Source organism: Niabella sp., assembly GCF_030150205.1.
In the GTDB taxonomy this organism is placed as follows: domain Bacteria; phylum Bacteroidota; class Bacteroidia; order Chitinophagales; family Chitinophagaceae; genus Niabella.
This window is the reverse complement of sequence record NZ_JASLGT010000033.1, coordinates 23,506-39,731: the sequence shown is the minus strand read 5'-3', so window position 1 is coordinate 39,731 and position 16,226 is coordinate 23,506. Positions and strand designations below refer to the sequence as shown.

The 16,226-nt window shown below is 47.7% G+C and carries 14 protein-coding genes; 8 read left to right on the top strand and 6 right to left on the bottom strand.

Features of this window, described 5'->3' with window-relative positions; genetic code table 11:
- The first annotated feature begins 37 nt into the window (after positions 1 to 37).
- The 7 genes from Q1V85_RS23580 (at position 38) to Q1V85_RS23550 (ending at position 9,895) form a co-directional block, all read left to right on the top strand.
- Positions 38 to 3,286, top strand: coding sequence for a SusC/RagA family TonB-linked outer membrane protein (locus tag Q1V85_RS23580; RefSeq protein WP_300604147.1), 3,249 nt, complete (start codon positions 38 to 40; stop codon positions 3,284 to 3,286).
- A 27-nt stretch (positions 3,287 to 3,313) separates the two neighbouring features.
- A complete protein-coding gene (locus Q1V85_RS23575; RefSeq protein ID WP_300604144.1) occupies positions 3,314 to 5,110 on the top strand; it encodes a RagB/SusD family nutrient uptake outer membrane protein in 1,797 nt (598 codons plus the stop codon).
- 63 nt (positions 5,111 to 5,173) lie between these two features.
- On the top strand, positions 5,174 to 5,632 hold the full coding sequence (locus Q1V85_RS23570; RefSeq protein ID WP_300604141.1) for a hypothetical protein: 459 nt from the start codon (positions 5,174 to 5,176) through the stop codon (positions 5,630 to 5,632).
- 18 nt (positions 5,633 to 5,650) lie between these two features.
- Positions 5,651 to 6,544 carry a metallophosphoesterase gene (locus Q1V85_RS23565; RefSeq protein ID WP_300604139.1) on the top strand — a complete coding sequence of 298 codons (894 nt, stop codon included), beginning with the start codon at positions 5,651 to 5,653 and terminating at the stop codon, positions 6,542 to 6,544.
- Between the two features lie 10 nt (positions 6,545 to 6,554).
- Positions 6,555 to 7,805, top strand: a complete 1,251-nt coding sequence (locus Q1V85_RS23560) for an alkaline phosphatase family protein (RefSeq protein ID WP_300604136.1) — start codon at positions 6,555 to 6,557, stop codon at positions 7,803 to 7,805.
- 124 nt (positions 7,806 to 7,929) lie between these two features.
- Positions 7,930 to 9,468 (top strand): TPM domain-containing protein, encoded by a 1,539-nt coding sequence (locus tag Q1V85_RS23555; protein WP_300604133.1) that lies wholly within the window; start codon positions 7,930 to 7,932, stop codon positions 9,466 to 9,468.
- Between the two features lie 127 nt (positions 9,469 to 9,595).
- Positions 9,596 to 9,895: a hypothetical protein gene (locus Q1V85_RS23550; RefSeq protein WP_300604130.1), complete on the top strand. Its 300-nt coding sequence runs from the start codon at positions 9,596 to 9,598 to the stop codon at positions 9,893 to 9,895.
- Between the two features lie 196 nt (positions 9,896 to 10,091).
- Here the strand turns inward: Q1V85_RS23550 and Q1V85_RS23545 are convergent, their stop codons facing one another.
- The 6 genes from Q1V85_RS23545 to Q1V85_RS23520 form a co-directional block, all read right to left on the bottom strand.
- Positions 10,092 to 10,571 carry an RDD family protein gene (locus Q1V85_RS23545; RefSeq protein ID WP_300604127.1) on the bottom strand — a complete coding sequence of 160 codons (480 nt, stop codon included), beginning with the start codon at positions 10,569 to 10,571 and terminating at the stop codon, positions 10,092 to 10,094.
- 185 nt (positions 10,572 to 10,756) lie between these two features.
- Entirely contained in the window at positions 10,757 to 11,221 is a 465-nt protein-coding gene (locus Q1V85_RS23540; protein ID WP_300604124.1) for a hypothetical protein, read from the bottom strand.
- A gap of 48 nt (positions 11,222 to 11,269) precedes the next feature.
- Positions 11,270 to 11,998 (bottom strand): 3-oxoacyl-ACP reductase FabG, encoded by a 729-nt coding sequence (fabG, locus tag Q1V85_RS23535; protein WP_300604121.1) that lies wholly within the window; start codon positions 11,996 to 11,998, stop codon positions 11,270 to 11,272.
- A 68-nt stretch (positions 11,999 to 12,066) separates the two neighbouring features.
- Complete coding sequence (locus Q1V85_RS23530) at positions 12,067 to 13,602, bottom strand: histidine ammonia-lyase (protein WP_300604117.1); 1,536 nt, start codon at positions 13,600 to 13,602, stop codon at positions 12,067 to 12,069.
- A gap of 69 nt (positions 13,603 to 13,671) precedes the next feature.
- Positions 13,672 to 14,793 carry a family 20 glycosylhydrolase gene (locus Q1V85_RS23525; RefSeq protein ID WP_300604114.1) on the bottom strand — a complete coding sequence of 374 codons (1,122 nt, stop codon included), beginning with the start codon at positions 14,791 to 14,793 and terminating at the stop codon, positions 13,672 to 13,674.
- A gap of 218 nt (positions 14,794 to 15,011) precedes the next feature.
- Positions 15,012 to 15,575 carry a hypothetical protein gene (locus tag Q1V85_RS23520; protein ID WP_300604111.1) on the bottom strand — a complete coding sequence of 188 codons (564 nt, stop codon included), beginning with the start codon at positions 15,573 to 15,575 and terminating at the stop codon, positions 15,012 to 15,014.
- Between the two features lie 274 nt (positions 15,576 to 15,849).
- On the opposite strand from Q1V85_RS23520, the gene Q1V85_RS23515 reads away from it, so the two are divergent.
- Complete coding sequence (locus Q1V85_RS23515) at positions 15,850 to 16,083, top strand: hypothetical protein (protein WP_300604108.1); 234 nt, start codon at positions 15,850 to 15,852, stop codon at positions 16,081 to 16,083.
- Positions 16,084 to 16,226 lie beyond the last annotated feature (143 nt).

Genomic DNA, 16,226 nt, shown 5'->3' with positions numbered 1-16,226 from the left:
TATCTAAATAATTTTGTCAATTATAAAACCAAGTATAATGACCCGATCCATTCTTTTTGCGCTGCTGCTTTTTTCAATTTCCGTTACTACAGCATTCGCTCAAACCCAAAAAATAACCGGCTTTGTAAGGGATGAAAGTGGCGCTCCGGTAGTGAATGCCACCCTTTTGTTGAAGGGGACAAGGATTACGGCGCTGGCAGATACCGCCGGTCTATTTGTGGTGCCGGCAAAAGAAAACGATGTGCTCACCGTGTCATCCGTGGGATATGAAACCAAAGATGTTACGGTAACTGCTTCAGGTACGCTGAATGTAGTGCTGAAAAAAAGTGATCAGGGTATGGATGAGGTGGTAGTGGTAGGGTATGGTACCCAGAAGCGGATCAATGTTTCCGGTGCTGTGGATCAGATCGCCGGGAAAAAAATCGCTGAACGTCCGGTGGCCAACATCCTCCAGGGACTACAGGGCTTGAGTGCGGGACTGAATATTTCTTATGCGGGTGGTGCACCTGGAGCTGTTCCTAATATCAACATCCGTGGTATGGGGTCTATCAACGGAGGTTCTCCGCTGATATTGATTGATGGTGTGGCTTCGCAAAATGATGATCTGCTGCGGTTAAATCCCTCGGATGTGGAATCGATCACTACGCTCCGGGATGGAGGTTCTGCGGCTATTTATGGTGCCCGTGCTGCGTTTGGGGTATTGATGATCACCACAAAAAAGGGTAAGACCGGGGGCAAGCAGGTGATATCTTACAATAACTACTTTGCGCTGTCTAAAAGAACCGTGATGCCGGACCCGATCACAGATCCTTTTATCTATAAAAAACTCCGCAAGCTGGCTATTGACAATTCACCCTGGAACACACCCAACTACGGAACGTTTTTACCCTGGGAGCAAACCTGGGCCAGACAACGGTCAGAAGATCCTTCCTCTGCACCGGAAGTGATGCCCAACCCCGATAAGCCTGCAGAATGGGCTTATATGGGCAACTATAACTTTAATGATTACTTCTTTAGCAATAGTAATTTTTCTACCTATCACACGTTGTCTTTCAGCGGGTCATCTGCCGGGAAGGCCCCCATCACCTATCTGTTATCCGCGGACTATACCAAAGAAAACGGTCTGATAAAAATTACCAAGAATGACTGGAACCGGTATGGCCTCCGGGCAAATCTTGGTATCAATCCCGTATCCTGGCTGAAGGTGGAAGATAACCTGACAACCTACCAGCTCATCAAGGATATGCCCACGTATAATGTGACCGATGTATATTATACACAGCCGGTGAACGTTCCCAAAAACCCGGATGGAACCTGGGGCAACAACAGTGCGGGGATACTTGCGGGCGGACTGGTGGACGGTGGCCGGAATATGGAGACACGTTTTGGGTTTACCAATATCCTGCGTGGCGTGGCCACCTTTTTAAAAGGGGACCTGATCTTTACCGGTACCATGAGTCATAAGCGGGAACTGTGGAAAAGCGATTACTCAAGTCTCCCTTTTAATGTGGGTTACGGACCCGATGATGTACGGGCCGTCAACAAGCCCGGTGTGATCTCTAATGTGAACGGAACGGTGAAGCAGGATATCTATGATCTTTTTGGAAATTATAATAAAACGTTTGGTGAACATGCGTTCAAACTTACAGCGGGCTACAACCAGGAATATTACCAGTGGGATCCGCTGAGTGTAAGCCGCAACCAGCTGATTTCACCAGGGCTCCCCTTTATCCACCTTACGGTGGGAACGGAACCTACAATTCAGCAAACAGGCTTTGGGTCCCCCTATTATGACTATGCCGTAAGAAGCTATTTCGGCAGATTAAACTATACATTCAGTAACCGTTATATCATCGACCTTATTGCAAGAAGGGACGGATCATCCCGTTTTCCGCCAACGAACCGGTGGGCATTTACACCGGGCATTTCCGGTGCCTGGGTGGTGAACCGGGAAAAATTCTGGGAAGCAATGGGAACGGCGTTTTCCACGTTTAAGATCAGAGGGTCTTATGCAAAACAAGGAAACCAGTCTGTAGGAGAGTATTACGGGTATATACAAAATCTTCCCAAAGGTACTTCAGGATACCTTGTTGATGGTGTGCGTCCGCCAATTACCGGGTCACCCGGGTTAACCGTAGATCCGACCAACTATACATGGGAGCAGGTAGCGACCACGAATGTAGGTACGGATATGGGCTTTCTGAACGACCGGCTTAATCTGGCGTTTGACTATTATATCAGGAAAACCACGGGCATGCTTGCCCCGGCCAGGGTATTGCCGGCGGTTCTTGGAACGGCAGCGCCGAAACAGAATGCTGCGGATATGGAAACCAGGGGATGGGAATTTACCCTCGGATACAATACCTCCTTTGATGTGGCAAACAGGCCCTTTTCACTGAATGCAAAAGTGCAGGTGTGGGATAGTAAAAGCAAAATCACCAGGTACGATAACCCACTTGGATTGTTTAGTGCAGCATACCGGCAGGGGCAAACGGTAGGTGAATTATGGGGACTGCAAAACGATGGACTTTTTGCATCCAAAGAAGAGATCGCAGCCCTGGATCAATCCGCCATTATTCCCTGGGGGGAGCTGGATATTGTGCCCGGATGGCCGCGCTACAAAGACCTGGATGGAAATAAGAAAATCCAGCTGGGGCTGAGTGATAAGGATCCCAAAGACCTGCGCATTATTGGTAATACGCAACCCCGTTACCGTTATTCCTTTAACCTGGACCTGGGATGGAATAATATTGATCTTTCCCTGTTTTTACAGGGCGTTGCCAAAATGGATTATTATCCGCACCATTATCTGTTCTGGGGGCTGTATCAGCAACCCTATGCCAACATTTATCCCTGGAACCTGGATTTTTACCGTCCCACAGCCGCTACGGATGCAGAGAGGGCTACTTATCCGCAGGCGTATATCAATGCCGGTTTAGCCAATGCAAATCTCAACGCTTATTATCCTGTGCTGCAATCCTGGCTGGCAGACAATAACTACAGGGATGGCAACGGTAACGCAGCCGGCCTGGATATACCCCAGAGCCAATACCTGCTGAGCGCTGCTTACCTGCGGATAAAAAATATTACTGCGGGATATACTTTTCCTAATCGGCTTACAGAGCGGATCGGCATCAGCCGCCTCCGTGTCTTCTTCACCGGTGAAAATATTTTCGAATTTTCTAAAATTAAAAAGTATGTAGATCCCGAATCCATCATCGATGGTTATGGATGGGCATATCCTTACCAGCGTAAATATTCCATGGGACTGAATCTTACTTTCTAATCTTCTTCCTGTATAAATAAAAGAAACATGAAAAAATATTTCTACATAATAGGCATCTGTGTTTTATCCGTTTCGTGTAAAAAAGGATTCCTCGATCGGTATCCTCATACAGAGATCTCTCCGCAACTTTTCTTTAATTCAGAAAGCGATCTTGCGCTTTATGTAAACGGGCTGCTGGACCAGCCGGGAACCGGGATCTATGCCAGTGGCTCGGAACAGGCTACTGATGATTATGCCACAACGGGCAATGTTACCATGAAAAATATCCTGTCTGGTAATATCAGCTCGCAGAACGCACCGGCCAACTGGAGCTGGGGCAGACTGCGCTCTATCAATTATTTTTTACAAAACTATTCAAAGGCGAAAGTGGCGGATGACGTTAAAAATCATTATGCCGGTCTGGCGCGTTATTACCGGGCCAGGTTTTACCTGGCCAAGGTTAAAAATTATTCCAGTGTGCCCTGGTATGGTCAAACGATTAACCCCACCGATTCTGCCTTTCTTTACAAAGCGAGTGATCCCAGAACACTGATTGTGGACAGCATCCTGGCCGATATGGATTTTGCCGTGGCCAATGTACGGGAGAAGGTACCGGCCGGCACACCCGGGCTATGGGCTGTAAAAGCCATGTATGCGCGTATGGCACTTTTCGAAGGTACTTACCGGAAATACCATCCCGAGCTTAACCTGCAGGGCACCGCTGGCAAATTCCTGGAAATTGCGAAAGCGCAGGCTGGTGACGTGATGGCCTCCGGCAAATTTATGCTTACCCCAGTTTATGCAGATTTATTTAACAGCCAGGATCTGAGCGGTAATAAGGAAGTGATCCTGAATACAGCTTATGATGCCAATAAAGGGGTTTCCGGAGGCAATAACATCGGTATTGGCGGCAACTATGAACAGTCGCCTTCACGCGACCTGGTGCAAACCTACCTGATGAAAGACGGTACCCGGTTTACAGACAAGGCCAACTACCAGCAATTGCAGTTTGTAGATGAATTCAAAGACCGTGATCCGCGGATATACACAACATTTATGTCGCCGGGATTTATAAAACTTCCGGATACCCGGCCCTATATACAGGATCTGAGTGTGAGCTTCACCGGCTATCATCAGCTGAAAGGATTTATCAATAGCACCGACAATATTATTATTGGCAGTGTGGATGTACCGGCAATACGGTATGCGGAAGTGCTGCTGACCTACGCAGAAGCGGTAACCGAGCTGGGTACCGTTACCCAGGATGACCTGGATAAGACGATTGGGCTATTACGGAAACGTGCATGGAGCGGAGCGGAAGTTCCGCTGCTGTCCCTTGCAGCGGCCAACGCAAATCCTGACCCCGTACTGGCTGCAAAATATCCTGATGTTACGGGGAGTAATAAAGGAACGCTGCTGGAGATCCGCCGCGAGAAACGGGTTGAGTTTGCACTGGAGGGCCAGCGGTACGATGACCTGCTGCGCTGGCACGCCGGTAAAGAATTTGCCCGGTATGCAGAAGGGTTGTATTTCCCCGGACTGGGACAATATGATCTGACCGGCGACAGTATACCGGATATCATCCTGATCAGTAAGTCGGCGTCGATTCCGGAAGAGGATGCCAAGATTAAAAATACGCTGGGTATAAAACTGATCTATTATAAAGCCGGAGGTTATAAGGAAAGCGGGGCCACTGTTTATCTTAAAAACGGCGAAAGCGGCGGACCTATTGTTACAGGGAGTACACCCCGAACATTTATTGACCCTAAATACTATTATTTGCCCATCCCGGCTTTGGAAATCAAACAGAACTCCAAACTGATACAGCCTTTTGGGTGGGAATAATGAAGGATCATACTCCTGGAGAATGAAGTCATTCCTTAATTTAAAATATCTTAAAACATTTTTATGAAAAAGAAATGCTTACCACTGATGCTGCTTCCGGTGTTCCTGGTTGTTGTATCTTTTATACCGAAGACCGGCCCACAAAAGAATAATTCCGGGGAAAAAGTAACGGTTCCGTATACCGCAATGTTGGGTTACAGCACAATAACAAGTCTATTGAAGTTTGGCAGTATTACCATTAACCCTGCTCCCGCGCCCCCGGCGCCCTATCAAAATTCTATTTACTTTAAATATGGCAGCATATCCGGCAATTATTTCCAGGTAGAAAGCGTAGATGGCTGTCCGTTTTATACCGTAAATTCTGGCGCTCCGGTTACGTATGTGCCGGTTACCAGTGCTGCAAATATTTTTGGTATATTTTTTAAATCGGAGCCGGGATGCAGTTCTTCGCGGCTTATAAAAGTATCTTACGATAACAGCGGTTCCTGGACACCGTTTGAAAATTTTGTAATCAATCTTTAATGAATCAATGACGTTTGAATGAACAGGAAAACATTTATTTCAAGCGCGTCTTTGCTCACCGGTGGCGTATTTGCCGGCGGGTTGGAAGCGGCCGGTAGGTCAAGTGCAGAGAAACCCGTGCTTACGCTGGCACATATCACGGATGTGCATATCCGTGCCGGCGATAATGCGCCCCAGCGTTTTAGGGATTGTTTGAAAAGAATAAAAAAAACAGGGGTTGATTTTTTTCTGAATACGGGCGACTCCATCCATGATGCCTCTTACGATAATGTAAAGAGAGAAAGTGTCACCGAACAATGGCAGATATGGGATGATTGTATAAAGGAAATAAAGGACTACGATATCTACAGCTGTCTGGGGAACCATGATATGTGGTGGGCCGCTCCGGATAAAAAGGATGCCATGTATGGAAAAGAGTATGTAGTAAAGCGGTTGCACATACCGCACCGGTACTATAGTTTTACCCGGAGCGGCTGGCATTTTATCGTGCTGGATGGTAACAATCACAATATTTCCCTGGATGATGAGCAGTTTAAATGGCTGGAAGATGATCTGGAAAAAACACCCGCCAACACGCCAACGCTGGTAATGTCGCATTACCCTACTTTTGGTGCCACGCCCATATTGGTAGGCGGCAACCATAGTGATCATAAAAAGTTGAAAGATATTTTTTATAAGCATAAAGACAAGGTAAGGGCCTCTCTCAGCGGGCACAATCATCTTTATGATAAAACGTCTTATAATGGTGTATGGTATTGCTGCCACGGCGCCATGAGCGGCTTCTGGTGGGGACAGGGGGATAAAGAATCTGCAGGACCTGGTTATTACCTAGAAACGCCGCCGGGCTATGCCCTGTTAAAATTATATAAGAATGGCGGTTTTGAAAGTGAATATATTGCACATGGTTTTTAAAACAAATGCGATGATACGAAAAGGAATATTGGTGGCAATTGGCCTCCTTGCGGGTTCTGTGGCGCTGTTTGCCCAGCGGCCTAAAAAAGTGGTATTTGTCATTGCTGATGGAATCCCTGCGGATGTGATTGAGTCGGTGGCCACACCACAGATGGATGCCATTGCACGCGCCGGAAGGTATAGCAGGGCCTATGTAGGCGGTGGTAAGGGAACCTATTCCGAAACCCCCACAATTTCTGCGGTAGGCTATAACAGCCTGCTTACCGGCACCTGGGCCAATAAGCATAATGTTTGGAATAATAACATTGCAGCGCCCAATTATCATTATCCAACCATCTTCCGGCTGCTGAAGGATCAGTATCCGCAAAAGAAGATCGCCGTTTTCTCCAGCTGGTTAGATAACCGTACCAAGCTGGTGGGAGACGGGCTTCCGGAAACAGGCAAGATCCATGTAGATATTTCCGCAGATGGCTTTGAGCACGATACCCTGAAGTTTCCCAAAAACGGACCGGTACACCGGATGCACCTGATTGATGAACAGGTGGTGGACCGGGCCACAGAAAGCATCCGGAAGCAGGCGCCCGATCTGTCCTGGATTTACCTGGAATATACGGATGATATGGGCCATGGCTATGGCGATAGCCCCCGGTTTTATGAAGCGGTGCAAATGCTTGACCGGCAAATGGGCCGCGTATGGGAGGCGATCCGCTACCGGCAGGACCGGTTTAAAGAAGACTGGATGATCATTATTACAACGGATCACGGGCGGTCGGAAGCCAATGGAATGGGCCATGGCGGCCAGTCGCCCCGGCAGCGCAGCACCTGGATGATTACCAATAACCCGGGGTTGAATACCTACCCGGACCATTATATTCCGGGTGTGGTAGATATTTTTCCAACCATTGCCCGTTATCTCAATATTAAGGTGCCCCTGGAAGTAAACCGGGAACTGGATGGTATTGCGATGATTGGGAAGGTTTCGCTGGCAGACATGCAGGTAAATTATTTTCAACATAAACTTGATATTACCTGGACGCCCCTTAACCCCGGGGAAAGCGGCACTGTAAAGGTTTGGGTAACGACCACCAACCAGGCAAAAACAGGAGAAACCGATTCGTATAGGCTGATGGGCGAAATGCCCCTCCGGCAGAAACATGTTACACTTGATGTAAAGGATCAGCCCTCCGGTTTTTATAAAGTGGTGCTGGAAGCAGCAAACAATACGCTGAACCGCTGGGTGGTAGTGGAGGAAAAGAAATAAAACACAACAATTGAACCGTAGCCCGGTAAGGGGCCGGTGTTCTCAGGGAACCTGATGTAATAAATACATTTCCGGTTCCCTGATCTTTTTGTTATTTTGTTGCTATTTAACCCAGGTTTCTTTCATGACACACCCGTTTCGATCTTCCCTCATCCTGCTTTTTTTATTGTTGCTGATCCCGGTGCCCGTGAGAGCGCAGCGGAAATGGACGGTTAAGGAGGTGCCGGATCCCAAAAGCCAGCCCGGTTTCAACTATGTGAGCAATCCTGATGGAATATTAAGCAGCAGTACCGTTGCGGAAATTAATGGATATTTGAAACGATTGGAAGATGCCACTACAGACCAGGTGGCGGTTGTGGTGCTGCATTCCATAGGAAAAAAAGTACCGCGGGATTTTGCCATGGAGCTGCTGCGGTATTGGGGCGTAGGCCGGAAGGATAAGAATAACGGTGTAATGATGCTATTGGTGATGGATCAACGCCGCATGGAATTTGAAGTGGGATACGGTTTGGAGGGAAAGCTGACTGATCTGGTTTCCAAACAGATCCAGGAAGATTATATGGTGCCCTATGCCAAACAGGGAAATTATGATGCGGCCGTATTAAATGGTGTACAGCAGGTGGCGCAGCTGCTCTCCGGAACCGCTCTGGCGGGTCCTCATACGGAAGCAGTGCCGGCAGATGCCGCTTTTCCTCCGGATGCCTCCCTGCCGTCTCCGTCGTCATATGGCAATGCAGCCGGTTCGGGAGGGATCATAGACCTGTATCAGCGGCATGTGGGTTGGGGAGGCTTTTGGGTATTGCTGTTATATGCGATTTTCCTGGTAGCCGGACTGGCAGGTGTATTTGGAAAAAAGGATAAGGCGTCGTTTTTTGACACCGCAGCACCCTGGTGGTTTTTATTGCTCCGGTTCCTGGGGTGTTATATACTGTTGCCGGTCATTTTTTTTGTGATTGCCGGACTGCCCATTAATGTTTTTACCGGTGTGGCATTTTTCTATGTACTTGCTATGGCGGCAACGGCTACGCTGGTATTCCGGCTGCTGGCACAGCTTCGCCGGGAGGAGCAACGGGGCACAGAAGATGATGTACTGTATTTATATGCCCGGCAACTGGAGCAACGCTGGAAGCAGCCGGTAGCCAATAAAATACTTCCCTTTCCATTGCTCTATTACCGGGAACGGGTAGAGCAGTACCTGGTAAAATTGAGGCAGGGAATGGTGATCAGTGATACCGGTGGCGAAATGCGCCTCCTGAATGAAAAGCAGGATGATGCCTATTTAACGGATGCTCAAAAAATGGAAGAACAGCTGCAGTCGGTGGATTATGATGTGTGGGCAGAAAACGGCGGAAAAGCGTTCAGGCTGCATGGGGTGCTGTTGAGCAGTAAATATAGTCACTGTCCCAAATGTAATACCATGGCGTATTACCTGGAGTCCGACAGAACCATCGAACCGGCAACCTATTCCAGCAGCGGGATTGGATTGAAAGTGTATACCTGCAAATTCTGCCACTACCAGGAGCGTAAGGAGTATACCATTCCCCGAAAATCTGAGTCCGGTTCCAGCAGCAGCTCCGGCAGCTCATCGGGCAGTTCGTCCAGCTCCGGCAGTAGCTGGGGCGGGGGCAGTTCCGGTGGCGGTGGCGCTGGCAGCAACTGGTAAAATGGTAAGAGAGAGAGAGTTGTAAGATGAGCTGAAGATACGTTTGGTCTTTAGATACGGGAAGCCTTTGTAATCAAAAAAGTTGTAATATTTTTTTGCGATTACAAAAAATACGATTACAAAAATTGTGATCAAAACTTTTGTAATAAAAATTGCTATTACAAATTTTTTGATCACAACATTTTTTATGCAACACCGCAGCACGCGTAAACCTGAATACAAACCTCCAGCTGGTCACGGAGCGAAAAATATGTGGGAACCTGGTTTTAAGGATGGCTCATTGACTATTAATAATGAACCGGCATCAAAATTGTCTTTATTGGGTGTACCTACGGCACACCCAATGATCTTCGGCGATAACCCGGCTACCAATAAATTGTTCCGATGGAACAAAACAGGCGAAATAGTTTTGGGCCCGTTTCCTTAAAGCCGCAGACGCCATCGGCATATCTGCAGCAATCATAAAAACCCCTTAAGGAAACGGCATTGAATTGACCATTGCATCATTAACGTTGCTATTAGGAATAAACCAATCCTTACAGTGTCCAAATAGCGCAGGAAAAGGCTATTGCTTCATTTGTCCTGCATCGATATCCTCCATGCCGGCTGGGATAAAGCCCGGGCTATTGCGCTTTTTTCTGATCGATAACCAGGGTCTTTGTCCATTGATCCCACCAGGGGTCACAAGGAGCGCCCAGCGCACTGAATGCTGAAAAAGGTACCGCCCTGCTCAAACTCCGCAGGAGGGCTGTTTTAAATGAAATACGGGTCCCGTCCAGGTTCACGGCTCTTGTGTTGGTAATGAGCTTTCCGATAGACCGGCCGCTTAAAAATGCTTCAGTGATCGTCATATAGAGCACGAAAATAACTAAGGCCAGCAAGCTTAGCACTATTGAAAAGCCCTGTTGCTGCTCTTCAACGAGATAAAAGGCTATGGGAGGGTATAGGGATGCTGCTATAAATCCAACAACGAATGTCAGCATATAATAAACAACCAGGTCAATAAGGAAATTGAGAAAACGCTTGCCGGTACTGGCACGCAGATATTCGAAATCGGTTTCAAATAAAGAAAACTCTTCCGTTGGTGTTGGATCCTGATGCATAAGGTGATGATTTGGTAATGAATAAATATTTAAATAAAGCAATCGATTGTATCTGAAAGTTAATGTATTTACGGGATAGCGGTCACAAGAGGATACTAACAAAAAAAAATTGTGGCAGATGGGCTTTAGCATCCTTCCTGTTCCATGCCCCGCAATGGCCGGCAGGCAAAAAACAGCGGGCAATGCTAATCGACCTTTTTCGCTACAATAACATCACCCCTTCCTGTGCCCGGAGCCAGGTTCCGCCATTCGGCTTTTGTTAATGTGCCGTTCTTTTTGCTGAAAATAGCTGTATGCACTTCCCGTACACCAATATTGTCTTTATATCCGTAAATACAAATGGTATTGCAAACAAGCGTATCGCCTTTCATTTCCCAGGTTCCGGTATTCATATGTGTTTGCCCCTTCCACTTTGTTTCATTAATGACGGTGCCATCCGGTTTTAGAATCAGGCTGTAACATTGTTTCCCCATCTCCGGCATTGAGTTTACTGAATAGGTCCCCATCCAGATGCCGTCAATGGTATGGGCCGGAGGAAGCACAACAAGCCGGTCTTTGATATAAACGGTTTCTTTTTGGCAGCCCGTAGCTGTCAGGATCATGGTAATAACCAATGCCCAGGCGGTTAGTTTTAAAAGCGCGTGTTTCATATAAGTATATTATTGCAGTAGTTATATCTGTGAAGATATGAATTTTTATCAGGTATACAGTCCCCCGTTAATGGAAAGCACCTGGCCGGTAATATAGGCGGCTTCCTTCGTGGCAAAAAATCCCACTGCATGTGCTACCTCTTCCGGTGTGCCAAAACGGTTAGCCGGGATGATTTGCTTCATCTGGCCTTCGTCAATATCTTCCGTCATATCGGTTTTGATAAAGCCAGGAGCTACCGCATTTACGGTGATGTTCCTTTTTCCTACTTCCTGGGCCAGGGCCTTGGTAGCCGCAATTACCCCGCCTTTGGCAGCGGAATAGTTGGTTTGACCCGCCAATCCTTTTAATCCGGAAAGCGATACTACGTTAATGATACGGCCATAGCGTTGCCGCAACATATTATTCACCACTAACCGGGTTACATTAAAGAAGCCTCCCAGGCTGGTATTTACCACACCATCCCATTGTTCATCCTTCATCCACATCATCAGCACATCGTCCTTGATGCCGGCATTGTTCACCAGTACCTCAATGGTTTTGTCTGTATTCGCCTCTATCCAGGTTCCCAGGGTTTGCTGCACGGCCTCGCGGTCGGCCACATCAAAGGCCAGCAATGCCCCGCTAACGCCGGCTTTTTCCACTTCAGCAAGGGTTTCTTCGGCCTTTTCTTTATTGCCTTTGTAATTGATCAGTATGTTAAAGCCCTGTTTGGCCAGCTGTATGCAGATCGCTCTTCCAATGCCACGGGATCCCCCGGTTACTAATGCCCAGTTCATATCGTTTGTTTAAGGTTTAAAGTTTAAGGTTTGAGGTCAACATCAAACAATGAACCTCAAACGTCAAATTAAAAAGGCTGATGTGCTTTCATAAACTCGCGCACTTTTGCCAGGTCTTTATAAAGCGGATAATCCTTGCTGAATTTGGGGAACTGTTCCCGCAACGCAGCATAAATAGCCGTGGTTTTGGCGGCCATCTGGTTGTGCCGGTCCAGGTAATCGATCGCCTGCAGCAGGGTCATCGCCTGGATGGCCAGCACCTCGTACGCGTTCTCAATCACCTTTTTGGCAATCTGCGCCGCGTTAAAGCCCATGCTTACAATATCCTGGTTGTCGTTATTGTTGGGAATGCTGTGCACATACATAGGGAAGGAGAGGGTCTGGTTCTCTGCCGTGGTTGATGTAGCCGTGAACTGGATGCCCTGCATACCAAAATTCAATCCCAGTACCCCATGGTTCACGAAGGGCGGAAATTTCTGATTCAGCCGCGCATTCAGCAGGTAATTCAGCTGCCGCTCGCTCAGCATGGTTAATTTGGTGATGGCGATCTTCATCTTGTCCATTTCGAACGATACATAGTCGCCATGGAAATTACCACCGTGAAAAATATTGTGATTGGCTACATCCACTACCGGGTTATCATTTACAGAATTGAGCTCGTTCACCACGGTTTCTTCCGTATGTGCAAGCGTATCGTAAACCGGTCCCAGCACCTGCGTGATGCAGCGGAGGGAATAATATTCCTGCACTTTGTCTTCAAATACATCGTGCTGAATGTTCTCGGGGTTGTATAAATGTTCGGACCGGCTGCGGATGAGTTTGCTGTCTTCCAGGATGGCGCGCATCTGGCGGGCAATATGCTGCTGGCCGGTATGATGTTTTACGATATTGAGTTCATGAGAATAGTGATCATCATAAACCTCCATGATCTCATTGGTAATGGCCGAAAGCATGATGGACCAGTTGAGGAGCTGCTGTGCCTGTAACAGGTTCAGCAGGCCTACCCCTGTCATCGCAGATGTACCGTTGATCAGCGCCAGGCCTTCGCGGATCTGCACTTTTAAGGGTTCCAGTCCGGCTTTTTTAAAGGCTTCGGCAGCCGGCTGAATGGTATCCTCATACCATACTTCTCCTTCCCCGATGATGCCCAGGGCCAGGTGCGCCAGTTGTACCAGGTCGCCGCTGGCACCCACACCACCATGCTCGTAAATGCAGGGAACCAGGTTGTGGTTGATCATATTTGCCAGCAGGATGGCCAGTTTGGGGTCTACACCGGAATACCCCTGCATTAAATTATTAAGCCGGGCCAGCATTACGGCCTTCCCCTGCTGCAGCGGTAACACGTTACCCCCGCCGCTGCTGTGGCTGCGGATCAGGTTGTATTGCAGTTCTAAAATATTTTCGTCGCTGATCTTGTACTGCGCCATCGGGCCAAAACCCGTATTAATGCCATAGATCAGCTTATGACTTGAAAATTGTTTTAGAAACTCAAAGCTGGTGTTTACCTGCTGTAAGGCAGCTTCATCAAGCGTAACAGGCTGGCCATCAATTAAAATTGCATTAAAATCCTGCAGTGAAAGCCGTTTTCCCCCTACTGTGATCATTGTTGTATTCGTAATTTATTAAACAAGGCGCAAAAAAACGAAAAAGATCACTGGTATCAAAATAAAATGTTATAGCTGATTTATGGTATCAAAAAGCCGGGTGAAACATTCCCATTGGGTTTTGCTGTTTCCGTCAACGGCCCCGGTTTGCTGTTTGCGGGCATAAAATTCTTTAAGAAACGCACCGTTAGGCGACCAGATGGTTTGCATGATTCCCGCAAACAGGGGTTTTAGCTGCGGGGTGGCCGTGTTCCGGAAACTGACCATGTCCTGTACCTGTTGAACGGCAATCTGGGGATCGCGCCAGGGGCAGGTAACAACCTTAAACCCCTTCATGGCAAAGTATACTGCAGATTTATCTGCCCGCTCGTAGTGCCAGTCGCAAACAACGATATCCTTTGGCACCTGGTCAATAGAGGTGTGTGTGCCGTTCTGGCTGGCCTCCCACATGCCCATCCCGGTTGCATAGCCATCCAGCATACGGTCGCCCCAGATCCAGAGGGTGCGGTTGGTCGTAGCCAGGTGGTTCCGGATGCGCCATACCTCATCTGCAAATAACCGGGCCTTGTCTTTTTTACGACAGCGGCGGCACCGGGAGTCTCCTATATAAAATACTTCATCCATACCTGCATGAAAGGCATCCGCTTCAAATACCTGGCAGATCTCATCTACCAGCGCAAAAACGATTTCATGTACACGGGGATGCCTTGAGCAATAACTTTTGCAATAAAGGCTGTCCTGGTTCGGCCAAACATATTTTTCCGGCATTTTGACCCAGGGGGTTTCGTCAAATTCCGGGTATTTTTTCAGGAGGTTATGCGTTTTTGCGGCCCAGGATTGATGCCCAAGAAGGTTTACCTGCGGTATCAGCCGGATATTGTACTGCTTACAGGCCTGTACCATTTTTTTTACGTCGGCTTCTGACAACGCAATGCTGTCTCTTAATTCGGGATGGCTTTTAAACTGAAAATTAAAGTCTACCCGCAGGATCAACGTATTGACCTTTCTGGGCGCCAGTTCATTATTGATGAATGTTACAAAGGAATCTACACCTGAGGGCCGTGGCGCTTCAATACAAAACCCGCGAACGGGCAAAATACTGTCCGGAAGGGGCGCGGCCTTTAGGTTATGAACCTGGAAAAACGATATACAGCAGATCAGTAAGAGGCCATGGGGCATTTTCGTTCTCATACCCTACTAATATAAGCTTTTTCCGGGGTTAGACAATGATAACAGACAAACGAATAAAGGATGCAGCCGCTGATATTTTTAGATGATGGCTATTGAATAAACCGCAGCCACGCATGCTGACTAACCTGCAAATGAGCGGGATGCAACAATCCTGTATTGCCGGGGCAGCCAGGATGAATGCAGTGCTGTAAGCGACCTGTTTTTTGTTTCCCGGATCTTTATTCGTTATCATCACTCAGGCTGTAGCTGTTGTTTTCTTCGTCTTCTTCGCCTTTTTCCTCATCTTCATCATCCAGCTCTTCGCCGGGAACATCCAGGTCTTCTCCTGAATTTTCTGCGGTTTCGTTTAGCGGATCGCCTTCATCGTCTTTATTGTCGGGGCGGGCATGGCGCAGGTTCCGGTCATCTTCAGACCCTGTTTGTTCCAGGGCTTCGATCTCTTCTTTGGTGATTTCGTCTTCCGGGGCGTTGAGGCCGGTTGTTTCAGTACCAGGCTGTTCGTCAAATGCGGGTTCCGGAGCTTGGGCCGCCTCCGGGTCCTCTTCTTCCGGCGCATTCCCGCGTATAAGGCGTTCGCTGTCAGTATCAAAAATGCCCACACCCTCTTCATCATCGGAGGCAATCGTAGTATCGGCCATTTCCCGCAGATCGGGGGGATGGATATTTTCCTGGCCGGGGATATCTTTTACTTCGGGCAGATCCAGTGTTCCTTCGTCTGGTTGTAATGCCTGTTTGTCTTTTTCCGTATCCTGCAGGTCCTGTTCGTTTTTGTTGGTATCCATAATGTTTTTTTATACCGGAACAAATACGGTGCCTGATCTGGTAGTGCAGAATACTGCGGTGAGGCAAACAGACAGAAGCGCCTGTGATAAAACGTTTGCGGTGCCTGCCCGAACTATGGAAGCTGCATTCATTTTATAACCGGTCCGGGTGGTGCCGATTTTTTTCAGCAAAAGGGGAATTAATCCTACATTCAAACAGGGATGAAATGCTGGTGTTACAGGTGGTATCACCCTTTCAGGGTTTTGCTTTACCTGGAAGCTGTTTGTTATAATAATGGCATCCCTTTGGGATTTTTCTGAAAGCATGGTTGCCGCAGATTCGCTGATTGTAGCAGCGGCGCTTTTTCTGCATACGTTGAGTATGATTAAAAGTGCTGCTAATCTGCGGCTTTTGACGAAACAAGATGATATGCATATCACCCTTCAGGGTTTGGCTTACCGGGAAGCTGTTTGTTATAATAATGACATCCCTTTGGGATTTTTCCGATGGTTGCCGCAGATTCGCTGATTGTAGCAGGGGCGCTTTTTCTGCATACGTTGAGTATGATTAATGGTGCTGCTAATCTGCGAATCTGCGGCTTTTGACGAAACAAGATGATATGCATATCACCCTTCAGGGTTTGGCTTACCGGGAAGCTGTTTGTTATAATA